The organism is Streptomyces sp. SudanB52_2052, from assembly GCF_964272415.1.
In the GTDB taxonomy this organism is placed as follows: Bacteria; Actinomycetota; Actinomycetes; order Streptomycetales; family Streptomycetaceae; genus Streptomyces; species Streptomyces olindensis.
The window spans coordinates 1489451-1509042 of the sequence record NZ_OZ186796.1 but is presented as its reverse complement, the minus strand read 5'-3'; the positions used below and the strand labels follow the sequence as shown (position 1 = coordinate 1509042).

At 73.5% G+C, this 19592-nt stretch carries 19 protein-coding genes; 11 read left to right on the top strand and 8 right to left on the bottom strand.

Annotation, left to right across the window (positions count from 1 at the left end):
• Positions 1–63: 63 nt before the first annotated feature.
• Positions 64–1164 carry a Vms1/Ankzf1 family peptidyl-tRNA hydrolase gene (locus ACSUPV_RS06620; RefSeq protein ID WP_436947102.1) on the bottom strand — a complete coding sequence of 367 codons (1101 nt, stop codon included), beginning with the start codon at positions 1162–1164 and terminating at the stop codon, positions 64–66.
• A 65-nt stretch (positions 1165–1229) separates the two neighbouring features.
• Between ACSUPV_RS06620 and ACSUPV_RS06615 the strand changes: the two genes are divergently transcribed.
• Positions 1230–1517, top strand: a complete 288-nt coding sequence (locus tag ACSUPV_RS06615; RefSeq protein ID WP_031118201.1) for a DUF6158 family protein — start codon at positions 1230–1232, stop codon at positions 1515–1517.
• Between the two features lie 112 nt (positions 1518–1629).
• On the opposite strand, the gene ACSUPV_RS06610 is transcribed toward ACSUPV_RS06615, so the two are convergent.
• The 4 genes from ACSUPV_RS06610 to ACSUPV_RS06595 form a co-directional block, all read right to left on the bottom strand.
• Complete coding sequence (locus ACSUPV_RS06610) at positions 1630–3732, bottom strand: catalase (RefSeq protein ID WP_436947101.1); 2103 nt, start codon at positions 3730–3732, stop codon at positions 1630–1632.
• Positions 3732–4274: a type 1 glutamine amidotransferase domain-containing protein gene (locus tag ACSUPV_RS06605; RefSeq protein WP_031118198.1), complete on the bottom strand. Its 543-nt coding sequence runs from the start codon at positions 4272–4274 to the stop codon at positions 3732–3734. Before ACSUPV_RS06605 ends, ACSUPV_RS06610 begins: the two co-directional genes overlap by 1 nt.
• Before the next feature lie 139 nt (positions 4275–4413).
• Positions 4414–4842, bottom strand: coding sequence for a CBS domain-containing protein (locus ACSUPV_RS06600; RefSeq protein ID WP_031118197.1), 429 nt, complete (start codon positions 4840–4842; stop codon positions 4414–4416).
• Positions 4843–4925: 83 nt separating this feature from the next.
• Complete coding sequence (locus ACSUPV_RS06595; RefSeq protein WP_031118196.1) at positions 4926–5327, bottom strand: DUF2795 domain-containing protein; 402 nt, start codon at positions 5325–5327, stop codon at positions 4926–4928.
• Positions 5328–5486: 159 nt separating this feature from the next.
• Between ACSUPV_RS06595 and ACSUPV_RS06590 the strand changes: the two genes are divergently transcribed.
• Positions 5487–5663, top strand: a complete 177-nt coding sequence (locus ACSUPV_RS06590) for a hypothetical protein (RefSeq protein WP_382618596.1) — start codon at positions 5487–5489, stop codon at positions 5661–5663.
• Here the strand turns inward: ACSUPV_RS06590 and ACSUPV_RS06585 are convergent.
• Positions 5617–7410 carry a thiamine pyrophosphate-requiring protein gene (locus ACSUPV_RS06585; RefSeq protein ID WP_031118194.1) on the bottom strand — a complete coding sequence of 598 codons (1794 nt, stop codon included), beginning with the start codon at positions 7408–7410 and terminating at the stop codon, positions 5617–5619. The two genes, ACSUPV_RS06590 and ACSUPV_RS06585, sit on opposite strands and share 47 nt — an antisense overlap.
• A 241-nt stretch (positions 7411–7651) precedes the next feature.
• Here ACSUPV_RS06585 and ACSUPV_RS06580 point away from each other — a divergent pair, with 241 nt between their 5' ends.
• The 4 genes from ACSUPV_RS06580 to ACSUPV_RS06565 all read left to right on the top strand — a co-directional run bounded on the left by ACSUPV_RS06580 (position 7652) and on the right by ACSUPV_RS06565 (position 11897).
• Entirely contained in the window at positions 7652–8446 is a 795-nt protein-coding gene (locus ACSUPV_RS06580) for an RNA polymerase sigma factor SigF (RefSeq protein ID WP_031118193.1), read from the top strand.
• A gap of 195 nt (positions 8447–8641) precedes the next feature.
• Positions 8642–9373, top strand: coding sequence for a hypothetical protein (locus tag ACSUPV_RS06575; RefSeq protein WP_037759665.1), 732 nt, complete (start codon positions 8642–8644; stop codon positions 9371–9373).
• A 218-nt stretch (positions 9374–9591) separates the two neighbouring features.
• A complete protein-coding gene (locus ACSUPV_RS06570; RefSeq protein ID WP_382618592.1) occupies positions 9592–10839 on the top strand; it encodes an aminotransferase class I/II-fold pyridoxal phosphate-dependent enzyme in 1248 nt (415 codons plus the stop codon).
• Positions 10836–11897, top strand: coding sequence for an MBL fold metallo-hydrolase (locus ACSUPV_RS06565; RefSeq protein WP_031118189.1), 1062 nt, complete (start codon positions 10836–10838; stop codon positions 11895–11897). Before ACSUPV_RS06570 ends, ACSUPV_RS06565 begins: the two co-directional genes overlap by 4 nt.
• On the opposite strand, the gene ACSUPV_RS06560 is transcribed toward ACSUPV_RS06565, so the two are convergent.
• Positions 11894–12529, bottom strand: coding sequence for a DedA family protein (locus ACSUPV_RS06560; RefSeq protein ID WP_382618601.1), 636 nt, complete (start codon positions 12527–12529; stop codon positions 11894–11896). The two genes, ACSUPV_RS06565 and ACSUPV_RS06560, sit on opposite strands and share 4 nt — an antisense overlap.
• Positions 12530–12558: 29 nt before the next feature.
• Positions 12559–13332, bottom strand: a complete 774-nt coding sequence (locus ACSUPV_RS06555; RefSeq protein WP_031118187.1) for an MBL fold metallo-hydrolase — start codon at positions 13330–13332, stop codon at positions 12559–12561.
• Positions 13333–13414: 82 nt separating this feature from the next.
• Here ACSUPV_RS06555 and ACSUPV_RS06550 point away from each other — a divergent pair, with 82 nt between their 5' ends.
• From ACSUPV_RS06550 to ACSUPV_RS06530, 5 genes are all read left to right on the top strand, one after another.
• A complete protein-coding gene (locus tag ACSUPV_RS06550; protein ID WP_031118186.1) occupies positions 13415–13816 on the top strand; it encodes a hypothetical protein in 402 nt (133 codons plus the stop codon).
• A gap of 162 nt (positions 13817–13978) precedes the next feature.
• Positions 13979–15997 carry a phage holin family protein gene (locus ACSUPV_RS06545; protein ID WP_382618587.1) on the top strand — a complete coding sequence of 673 codons (2019 nt, stop codon included), beginning with the start codon at positions 13979–13981 and terminating at the stop codon, positions 15995–15997.
• Between the two features lie 118 nt (positions 15998–16115).
• The gene (locus ACSUPV_RS06540) at positions 16116–17177 is read left to right on the top strand and encodes an ATP-binding protein (RefSeq protein WP_359795160.1); all 1062 of its coding nucleotides are present in this window, start codon (positions 16116–16118) and stop codon (positions 17175–17177) included.
• A 68-nt stretch (positions 17178–17245) separates the two neighbouring features.
• On the top strand, positions 17246–18976 hold the full coding sequence (locus ACSUPV_RS06535) for a vWA domain-containing protein (RefSeq protein WP_382618599.1): 1731 nt from the start codon (positions 17246–17248) through the stop codon (positions 18974–18976).
• Between the two features lie 94 nt (positions 18977–19070).
• Positions 19071–19499 (top strand): OsmC family peroxiredoxin, encoded by a 429-nt coding sequence (locus ACSUPV_RS06530; protein WP_031118182.1) that lies wholly within the window; start codon positions 19071–19073, stop codon positions 19497–19499.
• The last annotated feature ends 93 nt before the right edge of the window (positions 19500–19592 follow it).

Genomic DNA, 19592 nt, shown 5'->3' with positions numbered 1-19592 from the left:
GGGGCTGGAGCTCCGGGGCTGGACCTCCGGGGCTGGAGCTCCGGGGGGGCGGAGCCCGTCCGCTCACTTCCAGCGCAGCAGCGCCCCGAGGCCGCCCACCGGCACCTCGTGCTCGGAGACGGACAGCGCGGCCGCGTCCGTCGCCACCGCCGACCGGATCAGCGCGTCGTCCGCCCGGGCCGGCCAGGAGTTCTGCTCGCCCAGGACCTTCAGGTCCGTGCGCCGCACCGCCAGCTGGTCCGGGTCCTCGCCGATCCACACCTCGCGGTGCGCGTCCGGGCCGTCCAGCCTGATCAGCAGCTCGTCGATGCGATGCTCCCGCGCCGCCTCGACCAGCGCGGGCACGCCCTCCACGGCCCCGGCCCGGCCCTCGTCGTCCGGGTTACGGGCGGCCCGGAACCGCTCCAGCTCCGCCTCGGCCTGCCGCGCCATGTGCTCGGCGCGGGCCCGCTCGACGTCCTCGTCGAGGAGCCGGCTGCCCGTGCCGTGCGGCGCCTCGACGACCAGGTCGTGCAGCCGCTTGGGCAGCCGCTCGTACACGGACCGCCGCTCACGGTCGTCACCGACGAGAATCAGCAGGTCGGCCCGGGTCTCCTCCTGGCACACGGCGAGCGCGTCGGCGATCTCCGCGGCGTTGTGCTCCCAGGTGTTCTCCACCCGCAGCTGGAAATGCCGCTCGGACCAGTCCACCGAACTCGTCCGGTGCACCGGCCACTGGCGCCCGGTGACGCCCCCGGCGTCCTCCCGGCCCAGAGCGCTGCGCAGCTCGAAGTCCGCGCCCTTGCGGTCGACGTACGCCACCACGCACACCGGGTTCTCACCGGCCAGCTCCAGCAGCGGCGTGACCCGCGGCAGCGGCGCCCACTCGGCCCAGTCACCGCCCTGCGGGGGACGGACCAGCGGCGGGTCCAGGACGACCTGGCCCGCCCGGGCGAACAGGGCCCGGCCATGCGGTTCGGACGAGTGCCGCAGATCCTCGATCGCGTTCTGCACGGCCCGGCAGGTCGCCTCGTCCGCGCCCTGCGCGGCCAGCTCCCTGGCCATCGCCTGGGCCGTCAGGTGCCGCTCGTGGGGGGTGTCCTCCGTATGCCGGGAGGTGTCGACGTACACAGAGGCCCAGGGCCCCTGGTGTTCGTACAGTGGGTGCAGAAAAGCGAGATCCATGGCTCCCTCCCGGATGCCGCTCGGGGGTAGTGCTCAGTTGCTCCCCGGGCGGGTACCCGGACCACATGAACGAACACGACGAGCGGGGCGACACCATGACCGGAGTGGACCCTGACCGGCTGGACGACCAGCAGCTCATGAAGGAGCTGGAGACCATCCACCGCACGCGCCACGACACGCTGCTCTACGGTTCGAACGACGCGCTGCGGGCCCACAACGAGCGCATGGCGCAGCTCGAGGGCGAATACCTGCGCCGCAACCCGCGCCGCCCGGTCGCCGCGGGCCGCACACGCGAAGGGGCCCGGGAGCGCGGGAGCGGGGAGTCGGCGACTCCCACGACCCCCGGCACCTGAGCCCCTCGAAACCCCTCGCGAACCCCTCGAAAGTTCTTCGAAGGGCGGTCAGGGCAGCCCGGCGCACCCGCGGACCGGACCGGACCGGAGAGACCCGGCCCGGCCCCGCTGCTCAGCGCCGAACCGGCGGACGTCCCCAGTGGCGGTGCGCCGCGATCGCGGCCACGAACGCGTCCAGGAACTCCGCGCTCGCCGGCCCCGGCGACGTGTCGGTCACGACCCCCTGGTCGGTGACGACCCGCTGGAACTCCGTCGACAGGTGGAGCCCCTCGGGCTCCAGCGCCGACAGGACCCCCACGCCCGAGCCGAGCGCGCCCACCGGCTTGCCGTGCCGGAAGGCGTCCCGCACGAACCGCACCGCGTCCGGGTCGGCCGCCGTCGGCGGGGTGCCGACCGGCCCGCCGGGCAGCAGCACGGCGTCGTACAGCACGGATGCCACCGTCGGCAGCGCCCGGTCGACGGCGTACGTCTCGCCGTCGGATCCGGTGATCGTGCCGTCCGCCGGGGCCAGCGCCTCGACGATCGCGCCCTCGGCGGCCAGCCGCTCCCGCACGGAGGTGATCTGCTCGGCGTCCACCCCGTCGGTGACGAGCACCGCGATCTGCCGGGTCCGGATCGAACCGTCCCCGCGCAGCGACTCGAGACTGAGGGCGGGGGAGACCTGCTTGCCCGGGGTCTCCGCCCCGGCCGGCGGCGGCACCCCGACGCCCCGCGCCACCTGCGCGGCCAGTTCCCCGTCGACCCTGGCCAGGTGCTCGACCGTACGGGCCCGCACGGTCATCGCCCCGACCTTGCCGAGCTCGAACCGGAACGCCTCGACGATGTGCTGCTTCTCCCAGTCCGCCATGCTGTTCCAGAACATCGCCGGCTGGCTGTAGTGGTCCTGGAAGCTGGGACTGCGGCGCCGGATCTTGTGACCGTCCACCCGTTCGGCGTAATGGGTGTAGGCGCCTGCCCCGGCACCCGCGTGGGCCGGGCAGCCCCCGCCCAGCGAGTTCGGGAAGTAGTTCGTGCCGGAGTGGATCGCGCTCTGGTGGTAGCCGTCGCGCTGGTTGTTGCGCACCGGCGCCACCGGCCGGTTCACCGGCAGCTGCGAGAAGTTGGGCCCGCCGAGCCGGATCAGCTGCGTGTCCAGGTAGGAGAAGTTCCGGGCCTGGAGCAGCGGGTCGTTGGTGAAGTCGATGCCGGGGACGACGTTCGCCGTGTGGAAGGCGACCTGCTCGGTCTCCGCGAAGAAGTTCTCCGGGTTGCGGTCCAGCACCATCCGGCCGATCGGCCGCACCGGCACCTGCTCCTCCGGGATGATCTTCGTCGGGTCGAGCAGGTCGAAGTCGAACGCGAACTCGTCCTCCTCCGGCACGAGTTGCACGCCCAGCTCCCACTCGGGGTACTCGCCCGCGTCGATCGCGTCCCACAGGTCACGCCGGTTGAAGTCCGGGTCGCGGCCCTGGCACTCCTGCGCCTCGTCCCACACCAGCGAGTGCACACCGAGCCGCGGCTTCCAGTGGAACTTCACGAACGTGCCGCGCCCCTCGGCGTTCACGAACCGGAAGGTGTGCACGCCGAAGCCCTGCATCATGCGGTAGCTGCGCGGGATCGCGCGGTCCGACATCAGCCACATGATCGTGTGCAGCGTCTCGGGCTGGAGCGACACGAAGTCCCACAGGGTGTCGTGCGCGGACGCGCCGGTCGGGATGTCGTTGTGCGGCTCGGGCTTCACCGCGTGCACGAAGTCCGGGAACTTGATGCCGTCCTGGATGAAGAAGACCGGGAAGTTGTTCCCGACTAAGTCGTAGTTCCCCTCCGACGTGTAGAACTTGGTCGCGAAGCCGCGCACGTCCCGCACGGTGTCCGCCGAGCCCTTCGGGCCCTGCACGGTCGAGAACCGCACGAACACCGGCGTCCGCACCGACGGGTCCTGGAGGAAGGCCGCGCGGGTGAACTCCGCGCAGGACTCGTACGGTTCGAAATACCCGTACGCGCCCGCGCCCCGCGCGTGCACCACCCGCTCCGGGATCCGCTCGTGGTCGAAGCGGGTGAGCTTCTCCCGGAAGTGGAAGTCCTCCATCAGCGTCGGACCGCGTTCCCCCGCCGCCAGGGAGTCGTCGGTGTGGTCGACCGCGACTCCCTGGTCGGTGGTGAGCGGCCCGGCGGCCGGGTCGTCCGCCCGGAACGCCTCGCGCTGCGCCTGCTTGCGGTCGGCCGGAGAGGCCATCAGGCGGCCTCCTCGGCGAAGACGTCGAGGAACGTCTCGCAGAACGCCTTCAGATCGTCCGGCTTGCGGCTGGTGACCAGCTTGTTGGCCCCGTGGTCGCACACCTTCACCTGCTCGTCGACCCAGGTGCCGCCCGCGTTGCGGATGTCCGTCCTGAGGCTCGGCCACGAGGTCAGCACCCGGCCGCGCACGACGTCGGCCTCGACCAGCGTCCACGGCGCGTGGCAGATCGCCGCGACGGGGCGGCCCTGCTCGAAGAAGTCCCGGACGAACGCCACGGCCTTGGCGTCCATGCGGAGGAAGTCCGGGTTGGCCACGCCGCCCGGCAGCACCAGCCCGCCGAACGAACCGGGCTCGGTACCGCCCACGACCTCGTCCACGGGGAAGGTGTCCGCCTTGTCGAGGTGGTGGAACGCCTGGATCTCACCCTCCTTCGTCGACACCAGCACGGGCTCGTGGCCGGCGTCCTTCGCCGCCTGCCACGGATCGGTCAGCTCGACCTGCTCGACGCCCTCGGGTGCCACCAGAAATGCGATCCGCATGATGCTCAACGTCCTTCCCCGGAGCGGGCGGCGCTCCAGCGCGCCGCGTCGCCCCTCACGTGCTTGTCGTTCTTCCTGCGCTTGCTGTTCCTGTCGATGCCCGCGAGGTGGCCGCCCGAGAGCGGCCGCCGCCGCGGCATCAGCCGCCCCGGGTGTCCGGCTCGGCACGGCTGATGTCGGCGAGCGCCGACGCCGGGTCCTCGGCCTCGGCCACGTCGCCGAGGCTCACGATCCCGACCGGCAGCCCGTTCTCCACCACCGGCAGCCGGCGCACCGCGTGCTCGCGCATCAGCGTGACCGCGGTCGCCAGCGGGTCGTCCGGCGTCACCGTCACCGGATCCGGCGTGCACACGGCCCGTACGCTCACCGCCATCGGGTCGGCACCGTCGGCGACGGCCCGCACCGTGATGTCACGGTCGGTGAGCACACCGATCACGTCCTGCCCGTCGGCCACCACCACGTCGCCGATGTTCTGGGTGCGCATCAGCTGCGCCGCCTCCACGAGCGAGGCGTCCGGGCGCACGGCGACCACACCCGGAGTCATCACGTCCTTCACCAACTCGGCCATCACGGGGCCCTTCCTCGGCCGCCACGCCGGTGGGAGCACCGCGGCGCGCCGGCGGACGCCCCGCGGTGCCCCCGACGCGGTCCCTACGCGTACTCCTCCGGCCCGGTCTCCCGGGCCCGGACCAGGGCCTGGGCCAGCTCCTGCACGTTGCCGTAGCGCTCCTGGCGCGGCAGCCGCTCCAGGGCCTCGACGAGTGCGTCGGGCGCCTGGTGGCCGCGCAGCTCACGGGCCAGCTCACGCGGGGTCGCGGGGAACGCCCTGCGGCCCAGCATCCGGGCCAGCTCCAGCCGCACCGACTCCAGGGACGTCGGCCGCCGGCTCGGCGTCACCGGCCCGTACGCGACCTCGGGGTCGTCCTCGGCGGCCGGCTCCGGGTCGTGCCACTCCTCACTGCGTGTGGGGTGCCCGGACCTGAGCAGACCCTGCAGTTCGTGCTTCATCTCGTCGTCCCGGTGGACGCTCAGCCGGTCGCTGCCTCGCTGCATGTCTCCCTCCAGACCTTCGGGGGTCCGCACCGCGTACCCGAACACCGGAAGCCGACACGGGTTCGGCCCACTGGATCACCGTCGTACGCCCTGGTTTGCGCCACGGCCTGCGGGAGACCCGGATCACACCCCCCACTCATCTCTGGGGAAGGACACGCCATGGCGATGCTCGCTGTGCTCATCCCGCTGCTCATGCTCGGAGTGGTGCTGGTGCTGGGCCGGTACGAGGAGCTGCTGCTGCCACAGGACGACGCCGACCGGCCCGAACCGGCCGGCGCGCCCGCCGCCGCTACTTCTTCTCACGCCCCGGCAGGAACTCCTGCACCTTCGCCTTGAAGCCCTGCTTGACCATCGATCCCCGGTCCGCGTCGCCCTTCAGGATCGACGCGGCGGCCGCCTCCATCTGGTCCCAGGTGGCGTGCGGCGGGATCGGTGGGACAGCCGGATCGGTCAGGAACTCGACCACCGCGGGACCGTCCGCCTCCAGCGCGGCACGCCAGGCCGGCTCGACGTCCTCCGGCTTCTCCACCCGGATGCCGGTCAGCCCCAGCGAACGCGCGAACGCGGCGTACTGCACGTCCGGAAGCTCCTGCGAGGGCAGGAACGACGGCGCGCCCTCCATGGCCCGCATCTCCCACGTCACCTGGTTCAGGTCGTGGTTGTTCCACACGGCGATCACCAGCCGCGGGTCCTCCCACTGATGGCGGTACTTCGCCGCCGTGATCAGCTCCGCCATCCCGTTCATCTGCATCGCCCCGTCCCCGACGAGCGCGATCGCCGGCCGGTCCGGGTGCGCGAACTTCGCGCCGATCACGTACGGCACCCCGCAGCCCATCGTCGCCAGCGTGCCGGAGAGCGAACCGCGCATGCCCGGCCGCATGGTCAGGTGCCGCGCGTACCAGTTGGCCGTCGAACCCGAGTCGGACGTCACGATCGCGTTGTCCGGCAGCAGCGGGTCCAGGGCGCGGGCCACGTACTCCGGGTTGATCGGATGGGCGTCGAGGCCCGCCCGGCGCTCCATGACCTGGTGCCAGCGCGTCACGTTGTCGCACACCGTGTCGTACCACTCGCGCCCGCGGCCCCCCTCGATCAGCGGGATCAGCCGCTCCAGGGTGGCCTTCGCGTCGCCGACCAGGTTCACCTCGTACGGGTAGCGCATCCCGACCATGTGCGGATCGATGTCGATCTGCACGCCCCGCGCCTTGCCGAACTCCGGCAGGAACTGGGTGTACGGGAACGACGACCCGATGGTGAGCAGCGTGTCGCAGTCCCGCATCAGCTCGTACGACGGGCGGGTGCCCAGCAGGCCGATCGAGCCGGTGACGTACGGCAGTTCGTCGCTGAGGACGTCCTTGCCGAGCAGCGCCTTGGCGACGCCCGCGCCGAGCAGCTCGGCGATCCGCTCCACCTCGGCCCGCGCCCCGGCCGCGCCCTGACCGACCAGGATCGCCACCTTGTCACCGGTGTTGAGGATCTCCGCGGCCCGCCGCACCGCGTCGTCGGACGGAACCGCCGTCCACGAACTGCGGTCCAGGCTGGAGGGGACCATCTTGAACTCGTGCGTCGGCGGCGAGTAGTCCAGCTCCTGCACGTCGCCCGGGATGATGACCGCGGTCGGGCAGCGGCGGGCGTACGCGGTGCGGATCGCCCGGTCCAGCACGTTCGGCAGCTGCTCCGGCACCGTCACCGTCTCCACGAAATCGGAGGCGACGTCCTTGTACAGCGTGTGCAGGTCCACTTCCTGCTGGTAGGAGCCGCCCATCGCGGTGCGGTGGGTCTGGCCGACGATGGCCAGCACCGGGACGTGGTCCAGCTTGGCGTCGTACAGGCCGTTCAGCAGGTGGATCGCGCCCGGCCCCGACGTCGCGGCGCACACTCCGAGACGGCCGCTGAACTTGGCGTAACCGACCGCCTGGAACGCGGACATCTCCTCGTGCCGCGACTGCACGAAACGTGGCTCGTTCTCGGCCCGGCCCCATGCGGCGAGCAGTCCGTTGATCCCGTCGCCCGGATAGCCGAAGACCTGCTCCACCCCCCACTCGCGCAGCCTCTGCAGGACGTGGTCGGCGACCTTGGTGCTCATGTACGACCTCCCGGACGTATGGGGACAGAGCCAGCAGTACGAGTCACCCTGCGCGACGGCGGAAAACCTGGCCGGGTTTGCGGGCGGGGGCCGGGGGCAGGCGCACCTCAGTGCTTCGGACAGGAGGCACGCCCGTGGGAGCGGCGCAGCGCGCCGTCACCGGCGCCCCTGGTCCGCACGTCGACGCGCTCCCACGGTGACTGTCCAACCCAGAGCACCCTCAAGGGAATTGCGACGCATCATGCCGACCCGAACCAGCGCGAAGCAGCACCCGCACGACGACGCCCCCGACACCGCCGAGGCCTTCCGCAGGCTCACCTCGATGCCCGCCGGCCCGGAGCGCGACGCGCTCCGCGACGAGATCGTCGAGGCCTGGCTGCCCATGGCGGACCGCCTCGCCGGACGCTTCCGCAGCCGCGGCGAGAGCTTCGAGGACCTGCGGCAGGTCGCGGCCCTCGGCCTGGTCAAGGCCGTCGACCGGTACGATCCCGCGCGCGGCAACGCGTTCGAGAGCTACGCCGTGCCGACCATCACCGGCGAGATCAAGCGGCACTTCCGCGACCACATGTGGACCCTGCACGTACCCCGTCGCGTCCAGGACCTGCGCAACCGCGTGCGCTTCGCCTCCCAGGACCTGTCCCAGACCATCTCCGGCCGCAGGCCGACGGTGGCCGAGATCGCCGCGCACGCGAAGATGAGCGAGGAGGACGTCCAGGTGGGCCTGGAGGCGCTGGAGAGCTTCACGGCGCTGTCCCTGGACGCGGAGCTGCCCGGCAGCGAGGACGGGTACTCGCTCAGTGACGCGCTGGGGTCCCCCGACCCGGCGCTGGACACGGTGGTGGACCGGGAGGCCGTGAAGTCGCGGCTGGCGGCGCTGCCGGAGCGCGAGCGGGCGATCCTGTACATGCGGTTCTTCTCCGACATGACCCAGAGCCGGATCGCCGAGGAACTGGGGATCTCGCAGATGCACGTGTCCCGGCTGATCAGCCGGTGCTGCGGGCGGGTGCGGGAGCAGGTGATGCGGGACGTGGCGTAGGGCCGTAAGGGGGTTCCGGCGGTTGCGCGGGTGCGGGTCGTTCGTGGCCGGTCGCGCAGTTCCCCGCGCCCCTGGGTTTCCCCGCGTTCACCCGGTTGGCGGGTGCTGTCCCGCTAATGGGGCCCGGTCTCGCGCGGGCCCGTCGCGGGCGGGCTGTCATGGCAGAGGGGCATGACGACCGAAGGAGTCCCCTCCATGCGCCGTACCCTCCACGCCCTGTCCGTGGCCGTCCTCACCGGGTCCGCCCTGGTGGGCTTCGCACCGGCCGTCCTCGCCGAACCCGCCGCCGAGGTCGCTCCCGCCACCGTCGAGCCCGGCGGCACGCTCACCGTCTCCGTCAGCTGTGATCCGACCGGCGGACCGCCCCCCGACACCATGGACGCCACCTCCCAGGCCTTCGACGAGGGGACCGTCCCGCTGCGCCGGGTCACCGGCAACGACGACGAGGTGTCCGGTCCGGCCTACCGCGGCACGGCCAGGATCGCCTCCGCCGAGAACTTCGAGGGCGATCCCGACGCCGGGGGCGAGGACTCCGCGTGGACCGTGGACGGGACCTGCCCGGCCGCGCCCGGCGGGGAGGGCAAGGAGTGGAGCGCGACGTTCACCGTGGCCCACGGTTCCGGCCCCCACAAGCCGTCCCACGGGCCCACCCACAAGCCCCCGCACAAGCCGGACAAGCCCTGCCCCGAGCCCCCGCACCACAGCGACCCCCACCACAGCGACCCGCACCACTCCGACCCGCAGCACCCCGAACCGCACCACACCGACTGCGGCGCGGCGGTCGTCCAGCGCGGGGTGCGGGCCGGTGACGGCGGTGCCTTCACCGACTCCGTGCCGGCCCTGGTCGCCGGCGGGGTGCTGATCGCGGGCGCGTTCGGCGCCGCCGTGCACCGGCTGCGCAACCGGGAGACCGACATGTACCGCTGACCCCGGCGCGCACCGGCGCCCCGCACGCCCCCCGTTTCCCCGGCCCGGCCCACTCATGCTGTGACCGTCACGACCCGGCCGGGTGCCCATGGGGCGGCGGCACCCTGGGTACTCAGTGGCCGAGGGCACGAGTTGCACCGTACGGAGCACCGGACAGCGGACGGCGCACGCGCCGTAGGCGACAGGACACGGCGGCACCAGGCACAGCGGAGGTACGGATGCGGCGGACGGACCCGGTAGGTCACGGCCCCGTCCGCTTCGGGCCGCCGCTCCCCGAGGACGGGCTGCCGGTCCTGCCGGAGCTGTCCGCGGTGCTCGCCGCCGCGGCCTCCCGCGGCGACCACGAACCGGTCGGCGGCGGCCTGGCCCTGCGGGAGGCCGCCTGCGGCTACTGGGACCGGCGCGGACTGCACTGCGACCCCGACCGCGTGGCCGCCGGCCCCGGCGCGCCCGCCCTGCTGCTCGCGCTGACCGCCGCCCTCGGCGGCGACGTCCTCGTCCCACGGCCCTGCGCCGCCTGGTGGGCGCCGTACGCGCGCCTGCTGGGACGCCCTTCCTTCCACGTGCCGACCCCGCCGGAGAGCGGCGGCGTCCCGGACCCGTACGCCCTGCTGGAGACGGTGCGCCGGGTCCGCGCCGAGGGCGGCGACCCGCGCCTGCTCGTGCTGTCCGTCGCCGACGACCCCACCGCGACCGTCGCCCCGCCCGAGCTGCTGCACGAGACCGTCGAGGCCGCCCAGGGGGAGGGCCTGCACCTGGTCAGCGACGAGACCTGGCGCGACACCCTGCACGACCCGCACGACACCGTGCTGCTCAGCCCCGCCGAGATGCTGCCCGACCGGGTCACCGTCGTCACCGACCTGGCCGGTGCCCTGCTCCCGCCCGGCTGGCCCGCCGCCGCGGCCCGCTTCCCGGCCGGCGCGGACGCCGACGGCCTCCACGCACGCGTGCTCGACGTCCTCACCGCTCTCGACGCCCGGGTCGCCGCCCCCGTCGCCGCGGCGGCGGGTTACGCCCTGGCGGAACCGGAACCGGTGACCGCACGCGTGGCCGCCGCCGTGCGCCTGCACGCGCGCGTGGCGGCCGAGGCGCACGCCGCCGTGGTCGGCGCGGGCGCCCTCGCCCGGCCGCCCCGGGCCGGCCGCCATCTGTACGTCGACCTCTCCCCGCTGCGCCCCGCGCTGAGCGCGCACGGCGTCGGCGACGCACAGGAACTGGAGGACTTCCTCTCCGCCCGGCTCGGCATGCCCGCGCCGGGCGGCCACCGCTTCGGCGACGAACTCGAAACCCCGCGCGTGCGGCTCTCCACCGGCGCACTGGTGGCCGGCTCCGACACGGAACGCGCGGAATGCCTCACGTCACCCACGCCGTTGGAACTGCCGCACGTGCACCGCGCGTTGATCCACCTGAAGTCGGTCTTCGACGATCTCCGCGACGACGCTCAGCGATGGGAGCCTCCTCGATGACGCAGCAGTCCGAGTCGACCACGAGCACGACCACCCGGGAAGCCGACGGTCCCGCCCTCCCGTCCCCCCTCGCGCCCCCGTACCCGCCCCTGGCCGAACCCAGGCCGCTGGCCGAGCGGAGAGTGTGGCCGCGCACCTTCCACGACCGGCTGACCGCCCCGCTCCCCGGCCTCAAGGCCATGGCCCGCTTCGCCCGCGAGGGCGCCGTCAGACCCGGCCCGGAAGGCCTCGCCGACATCCCCCTGCTGCCCTACGCCCCGGCCCCCCTGCCCCGCGTCGACGCCCGCACGGTCGCCGTCACCTGGGCGGGACACGCCAGTTGGGTGCTGCGGATCGGCGGACTGACCGTCCTCACCGACCCGGTCTGGTCCCGCCGCATCCTCGGCACCCCGGCCCGCATCACGCCCGTCGGCGTCCCCTGGGAGGACCTGCCCCGCGTCGACGCCGTCGTCATCAGCCACAACCACTACGACCACCTGGACGCCCCCACCCTGCGCCGCCTCCCGCGCGACACCCCGGTGTTCGCGCCGGCCGGCCTCGCCCGCTGGTTCCACCGCCGCCGCTTCACGCGCGTGACGGAGCTCGACTGGTGGGAGGCGGCCGAACTGGACGGCGTCCGCTTCGACTTCGTCCCGTCCCACCACTGGTCCAAGCGCACCCTCACCGACACCTGCCACAGCCTCTGGGGCGGCTGGGTCCTCACCGACCGGGACGGCCGACGCGTCTACTTCGCGGGCGACACGGGCTACGGCCACTGGTTCTCCCGCATCGGCCGCCGCTACCCCGGCATCGACCTCGCCCTCCTCCCCATCGGCGCCTACGACCCCCGCTGGTGGCTCAGCGACGTCCACTGCGACCCGGAGGAAGCGGTCCGAGCGGCCCAGGACCTGGGAGCGACCCGCATGGCCCCCATGCACTGGGCCACGTTCGTCCTCTCGGCCGAGCCGGTCCTCGAACCCCTCACACGAGTCCGCGCGGCCTGGGAGAAGACGGGCCTGCCCCGGGAGAACCTCTGGGACATGCCGGTGGGCGCGTCGAGGGTGCTGGAGGCCGGCTAGGAGCGTGGGGAACTGCGCACTCGCCGCACCAGCCCCGGCACCGCACTGATCAGCAGGGTCAGCACGACCGCCGCCACCACGCCCTCCCACGGCTCGTCGAACAGCGACCCCCCGAGGATCCCGATCAGCTGGTACGTCACGGCCCAGGCCAGACAGGCCGGGAAGTTCCCCCGGGCGAACCGCCGCATGGGCCACTTCGCCAGCAGACAGGCCAGCATCACCGGAATGCGCCCCGCCGGCACCAGCCGGGACAGCACCAGCACCGCGACCCCGTGCGCGGCCAGTTTCCCCTGCGCCTGCGCCAGCCGGTCCTCCGGCGCCCGCGCCCGGATCGCCTCCAGCCACCGCGACCCGTTCCTCGACTTCATGCCGCGCCGCCCCAGCCAGTACAGCGCCGCATCGCCCAGGAACGCCGCCAGCGACGCCGTCACGAACACCATCGCCAGCGAGAACGGCGCCGTCTGGTGGAACGCGACCACCGCCGCCGAACTCACCAGCGCCCCCGTCGGGATGACCGGCACCAACGCCCCGAGGAGCACGAGCAGAAAGAGCGTCGGATACCCGATCGCCTGCTGCGTGGTCTCCGGCACGACGGACGCCGGGGTGACGGCCGGCGCCGCCAGCAGGGGCAGGCCGGCCTGCGCCAGGGGCGCGGACCAGGTCACCGCGCGACCTCCAGGCGCACACTCTCCCCGTGCCCCAGCCGGTGCACCGCCACGCCCGGCGCGCGCCGGGCCGCCAGCCGTACGAACTCATCCCCCGGCGCATGGAACTCATGGGGGCGCACGGCGTCCATCCCGATCGGCCAGTACGTGCCGTAGTGCACCGGCACCGCACTGCTCGGCGCCAGCCGCGCCAGCGCTTCCGCCGCCCGGCCCGCGTCCAGGTGCCCCTCGCCCAGGTACGGCCCCCAGCCGCCCACCGGCAGCAGCGCCACCTCGACCGGCCCGACCTCCTTGGCCATCTCGTCGAACAGCCCCGTATCCCCAGCGAAGTACGTCCGCGCCTCACCGTCGATGACGTAGCCGAGAGCGGGGGAGCGGTGCGGCCCGACCGGCAGCCGCCGCCCGTCGTGCCGCGCGGGCACCGCCCGTACGACGACGTCGCCGACCGGTGTCTCGTCCCCGGGCGCCACCTCGCTCACCCGCAGGTGCGCGAGCCGGCGCAGACCGGGCACCGCCCGGCGCGCGCCCCGGGGCACGAGCAGGCGCGTGCCCGGCGCGAGCCCCATCAGCGAGGGCACGTGCAGGTGGTCGGCGTGCAGATGAGAGACCAGCACCACGTCCGCCTGCCGGGCGCCGGGCGGCGGCAGGTCTCCGCGTCGGCGGCGCAGGTGCGCGAGCCGGCGCGCGAACAAGGGGTCGGTGAGTACGCGTACGTTCGAGTCCTCGACCGTGCAAGTGGCGTGACCCCACCAGGTGATCTCCACCGGCACTTCTTTGCCTCCTTCGCGCGACTCCCCGAAGCCTACGTGCAGGAGTAGGGTCGGCGGCGAAACCGGAGGTGAGGGGGACGCCATGGTGCCGGTCCGGGTCACGGCGATCGCGAGTCTGACGCCGCTGGAGGAACTGGACGACGATCCGTTCCTGGTCGACTCCCGCAGCCAGCACGCGATGTGCGCCCGCTGGGCCGCCGAGCGGGGCTACGTGGTCAGCCGGGAGCTGCTGGTGCGGGGGCTGCGCCCCGACCACGGCGCGCTGTGGGACGGCGTCCGCCCCGGCCTCGACCTGTTCGTGGCCCCCAGCCGGCGGGTGCTGGAGAGCGCCCTCGCGTCCGTCGAGCAGTTCACCGCGGAGTGCGCGCGACGCGGGGTACGGGTCGAGACGGTGGGGCACGCGGAGCCGGCGTACGACGCGGCGATGAAGGCGTGCGTGCACCGCCGCCTCTCGATGCCGACGGCGGGCTACGACGGCCGCTGAGCGACGGCGGCCCCGGCGCGAAGGACACTCTGGGCGCGGCAGGGCCACTCCGGGGCGCTGAGACACTGTGGGTGAGGGTCCGCGGCCGAGGCGGGCCGGGACGTGAGGTGGCGGGGCGTGCGGTGGCGGCGGGTTGCCAGTCAGGTGGGGCGGAGCGTCGCCGTGTGGGCGGTCTCCACCGTCACCATGCTCGTGCTCGCCGGGATCCTCCCGGACTTCCGGCTCCGGTCGGCCGACGGCGACAGCGCGACCGACATCGCCGTCACGGCGGCCTTCGGCGCCGGCGCCTTCGGACTGCTCTCGGCCCTGGTGTGGCCGCTGCTGGTCCGGCTCCTGCTCCTCGTGCCGGCGCTCGTGCTCGGGCTGCTGGTGTTCTTCCTCAACGGCGCGCTCCTCACGCTAGCCCTGCGTCTGAACCCCGCCGAGCGCGGTGCCGCCGCCCCGGAGACCGCCGTCGTGGTCGCCGCCGTGATGTCGGCCGTCGCGTCGGCGACCGGCGCCGCCCTGGCCGTGCGCGACGACGACGCCTACCGCCGCCGGCTGTACCGCCTCTCCGACCGCCGCCGCCGGTCCGGACCACCCTGCCCGGCCGGCCCCGGCACGGTCTTCCTGCAACTCGACGGCGTCGGCCACGACACCCTGCTGGACGCGGTCGGCGAGGGCCTGATGCCCACCGTCGCACGCTGGCTCGGCACCGCCGACGGCGGCCGCCCCACCCACCGCCTCACCCCCTGGCGCACCGACTGGTCCAGCCAGACCGGCGCCAGCCAGCTCGGCATCCTGCACGGCAGCAACCACGACGTCCCCGCGTTCCGCTGGTACGAGAAGGACACCCGCGAGGTCGTCGTCTGCAACCGCCCGACCAGCGCCGCCGAACTCCAGCGGCGCGCCGTCGGATACGCGGGACACGACGGTCTCCTCAGCGTCGACGGCGCCTCCCGCGGCAACCTGTTCAGCGGCGGCGCCGAGCAGCAGGCCCTGGTGCTGTCGATCGCCACCCGCCGCCGCAGCCGTGAGAACCGCTCCCGGGCGGGCTACTTCGCCTACTTCTCCGATCCGGCCAACGCCGTGCGCACGGCGCTGTCCTTCGTCGCCGAGGTGGGCCGGGAGATCGGTCAGTCCACCCGGGCGAGACTGTGCAAGCAGCGTCCGCGGGTCTCCCGCGGCGGCCTCTACCCGTTCATCCGCGCCTTCGCGACGGTCGTCGAGCGGGACGTCGTCGTCGCCGCCGTGATGGGCGACATGCTCGCCGGCCGCACCGCCGTCTACGCCGACCTGGTGGCCTACGACGAGGTCGCCCACCACTCCGGCCCGGCGAGCCGCGACGCGCAGAAGGTCCTCGAACGCCTCGACCGCTCCCTCGCGCTGATCGAGAACGTCGCCGAGCACGCCCCGCGCCCCTACCGGATCGTCGTGCTGTCCGACCACGGCCAGAGCCCCGGCGAGACCTTCCGCTCCCGGTACGGCCTCACCCTCGGCGACCTGGTGCGGGCCGGCTGCGGCCTGCCCGTGCCGCGCCGTGCGGAGCGCACCCGCAGTGGCGCGGAGGCCCGCACGGCCGTGCGGGCCGCCCTGCGCATCCCGGTCGAGGAGGGCGACGAGCGGCACCGCCCCGCGCGCCGCTCGGAGCCGATCGTGCTGGCCTCCGGCAACCTCGGCCTGGTCTCCTTCCCGGACGTCACGCACCGCATGAGCAAGGAGGAGATCGACGCCCGCCACCCCGCCCTGCTGCCGACCCTCGCCAACCACCCCGGCATCGGCTTCCTGCTGGTCCGCAGCGACCGGCACGGCGGTGTCGTCCTCGGCGCGTACGGGGCGCAGATCCCGCTGGCCGACCTCGACGAGGACCCCGGCCCGCTCGCCCCGTTCGGCCCGGGCGCCGTCGAAGCGGTCCGCCGCACGCACACCTTCCCGCACACCGCCGACATCATGGTGAACTCCTTCCACGACCCGGCCGACGGCGAAGTCCTCGCCTTCGAGGAGCAGATCGGCTCCCACGGCGGGCTCGGTGGCGCCCAGGGCAAGCCGTTCCTGCTGTCGCCGCTCGCCCTGTCCGCGCCGGTGGCGGACGGGGAGCAACTCGTCGGCGCCGAGCACGTCCACCGCGTCCTGGACCGCTGGCTGCGCGAGTCGAACGGACCGCAGGTGCCGCTGGAGCCGAGCGAGGAGCGCGCCGCCTGACATGCGGCTGCGTTCCCGAGCGAGGAGCGCGCCGCCCTGAAATTCGGCTGCGTTCGCGCAGCCGTCCTCCCACACTGGTGGGGCTCGTCCTCTCCCTACCTCCCGAGGAGCCCCTGCCTTGCAGGCAGCCGTCACCGTCACGCCCGCCCGCCTCCCCGACCTGCTGCTCGGCCTCGCCACCGTGCGGCCCGTCTTCGTCTGGGGCGCCCCCGGCATCGGGAAGTCCTCCCTGGTGCGGAACTTCGCCGAGTCGCTGGGCCTGGAGTGCGTGAGCCTGCTGGGCACCCAGCTCGCCCCCGAGGACCTCATCGGCGTGCCGCAGATCCGCGACGGCCGCTCGGTGTTCTGCCCGCCCGAGGCGATCGCCCGGGACGAGCCCTACTGCCTGTTCCTGGACGAGCTCAACGCGGCCACACCGGACGTGCAGAAGGCGTTCTACTCGCTGATCCTGGACCGCCGCATCGGGACCTACGAGCTGCCCAAGGGGTCCATCGTCGTCGGCGCAGGCAACCGCGCCACCGACAACGCCCTCGCCCGGCCCATCGCCTCCGCGCTGGTCAACCGGCTCACCCACGTGCATCTGGAGGCCTCCCCCAAGGACTGGCTGACCTGGGCCGGGAACAACGGCATCCACCCGTGGATCACGGACCACCTCACCGACCGGCCCGACCACCTGTGGTCCACGCCGCCCAAGACGGAGGAGCCGTTCTCCACGCCCCGCTCCTGGCACATGCTCTCCGACGCCCTGCACTCCTTCGGCCGCGACCTCGACGAGGAGACGCTGCGGGTGCTCGCGCACGGCACGCTGACGCCCGCGCACGCCCAGGCGTTCTGCGGCTACGTCAAGGTCGTGCGCAGCCGGTACGGCATCGAGGCGATCATCAAGGGCGACGCCCGCTGGCCGAACCGCCCGGAGGACCGCGATCTGCTCTACTACCTCGCCGACTCCTTCCGCGGCCGTCTGGTCAAGGAACTGCCCGTCAGCAAGGAGCACATGTCGGCCAACGGCCGGCAGACCGCCTACCGCGCCAAGTCGCTGCTGGTGCAGCTCGCCGAAATCTCCGTCGAGGTCGCCCAGACCGTCATCGCCTCCGACGCCGACGGCAACCCCGTGCTGCCCTCCTGGTTCCTCGTCGAGGCGGCCCGGGACATGCCCCGGCTGGTGGAGGCGCGGCGGTGAGCCGTGGCCCCGGCAAGGACCGGCGCAGGAAGAAGCGGGACCTCGCGGGCGAGGCGTTCGCCGAGGGCATGCGGCTGATGAAGACCAACCCGGCCCTCGCGGCCGTGGAGTTCGACGTCTGCCGCCAGGAGGAGTGCCCCCTCGCCCCCCGCGACGGGCTGGTGGCCGTCGACTCCGACGGCACTTTGCACGCCCACCCGGACCGGCTCGCCGAGCCCGCCGCCTGGGCCTGGGCGCTCGCCCACGCCGTCCTCCACCTCGGCTTCGGGCACGTCCCCGCGGTCAAGGGCGACCGCGTCCAGCCCGACCGCTTCGACCTCGCCGCCCGCTGCGTCGTCGTCAACCGCTTCCTGCTCGGCTTCACCGTCGGCGAGACCCCCGAGCACCTGCCCGCCTCCTACCCGGACGGCGACGAGGAGCAGCTCGCCGCCCGCTGGCGGCGCGACGGACTGCCCCCGGTGTACGAGCGCTGCGGCACGGCGGGCGACGAACCCGACCAGGTGCTGGTGCCGTGGATCGGCTGGTCCCGGCCGCCCGACTGGCAGCTGGCCTTCGCCACCGCCCTGACCCGGACCGTGTCCGCCGCGATGGACATGGCCGGCGGCCGCCGCGACAGCCTGGACGGCGAGGCACCCCGGCCGCGCCCCTGGCAGCGCGCGCTGAGCTGGTTCATCTCCTCCTACCCGCTGCTCGGCGGCATCGCGGCCGGCATCACGCTCGTCGCCGACGCCGAACTCGCCCGCGCCCACGGCATCGCCGTCGCCGCCGTCGACGCCGAGGCGGCCGAGATCTACATCAACCCCCTGCGCTCCTTCGAGGACGAGGAGTGGCGGTTCGTCCTCGCCCACGAGATGCTGCACGCCGCCCTGCGCCACGGCGACCGCTGCGGCACCCGCGACCCCTACCTCTTCAACGTCGCCTGCGACTACGTGATCAACGGCTGGCTGACCGAGATGGAGGTCGGCACCATGCCCGAGGGGCTGCTGTACGACCCGCAGCTCGCCGGACTCTCCGCCGAGGAGGTCTACGACCGCATCGCCGGCGACCTGCGCCGCAAGCGCCGTCTGGCCACCCTGCGCGGCAAGGGCGTGGGCGACATCCTCGGCGGCCCGCTCGGCTCACCCCGCGACTACGTCGACCTCGACGCGTTCTACCGCCGCGGCCTCGCCCAGGGCCTGGACCTGCACCAGCGGCAGGAGCGCGGCTTCCTGCCCGGCGCCCTGGTCGAGGAGATCCGGGCGCTGAGCCACCCGCCGCTGCCCTGGGACGCACGCCTGGCCCGCTGGTTCGACGAGTTCGTGCCCCGCCCCGAACCCGTCCGCTCCTACGCCCGCCCCGCGCGGCGCCAGGCGGCCACGCCCGACATCCCGCGCGCCGGACGGTACTTCCCGCCCGAGGAGACCGCCCGCTGCACCTTCGGCGTCGTGCTCGACACCTCGGGCTCCATGGACCGCGTCCTGCTCGGCAAGGCCCTGGGCGCGATCGCCTCCTACGCCGAGGCCCGGGACGTGCCCGCCGCCCGGGTCGTGTTCTGCGACGCGGCCCCGCACGACGCCGGCTACCTGCCCGTCACCGAGATCGCGGGCCGGGTACGGGTGCGCGGCCGCGGCGGCACCGTCCTGCAACCCGGCATCGACCTGCTGCACCGCGCCGAGGACTTCCCGCCCGGCGCGCCCGTCCTGGTCATCACCGACGGCTGGTGCGACACCCTGCGCGTGCGGCGCGAGCACGCGTACCTGATCCCACGCGGGGCACGGCTGCCGTTCACCGCCAGGGGCCCGGTCTTCCGCGTGAGTTGAGCCGTAGTGTGATCGGATGGGGGCAAGGACCCGGCAACGGGCCCCTTGGACCACTGAAGACACATACAGCCGGACATTTTCGAAAGGATGCGTCATGGCAGCCACGCGCTCCGCACACACCGTCTGGGAAGGCAACCTCTTCAAGGGCAACGGTGTCGTCACCTTCGACTCCTCCGGCATCCTCAGCGAGCAGCCGGTCAGCTGGGCGGCCCGCACCGAGGAGCCCGGTGGGAAGACCAGCCCGGAGGAGCTGATCGCCGCAGCCCACTCCAGCTGCTTCTCGATGGCCTTCTCCAACATCCTCGACAAGGCCGGCACCCCGCCGACCAAGCTGGTGACCTCCGCCGACGTCACCTTCCAGCCCGGTGAGGGCATCACCGGCATCCACCTCACCGTCGAGGGCACCGTCCCCGGCATGGACGAGGAGGCCTTCCTCGCCGCCGCCGAGGAGGCCAAGGTCGGCTGCCCGGTCAGCCAGGCCCTCAAGGCCACGCCCATCACGCTGACGGCCAAGCTCGCCTGACCGGCGCCACCCACGTCGCGCGGGCCCGCCCACCGGGCGCGGCCCGCGCGACGTCGTCGGTTCACGCCCCGTGGCCGGGGTATGAACCAGACG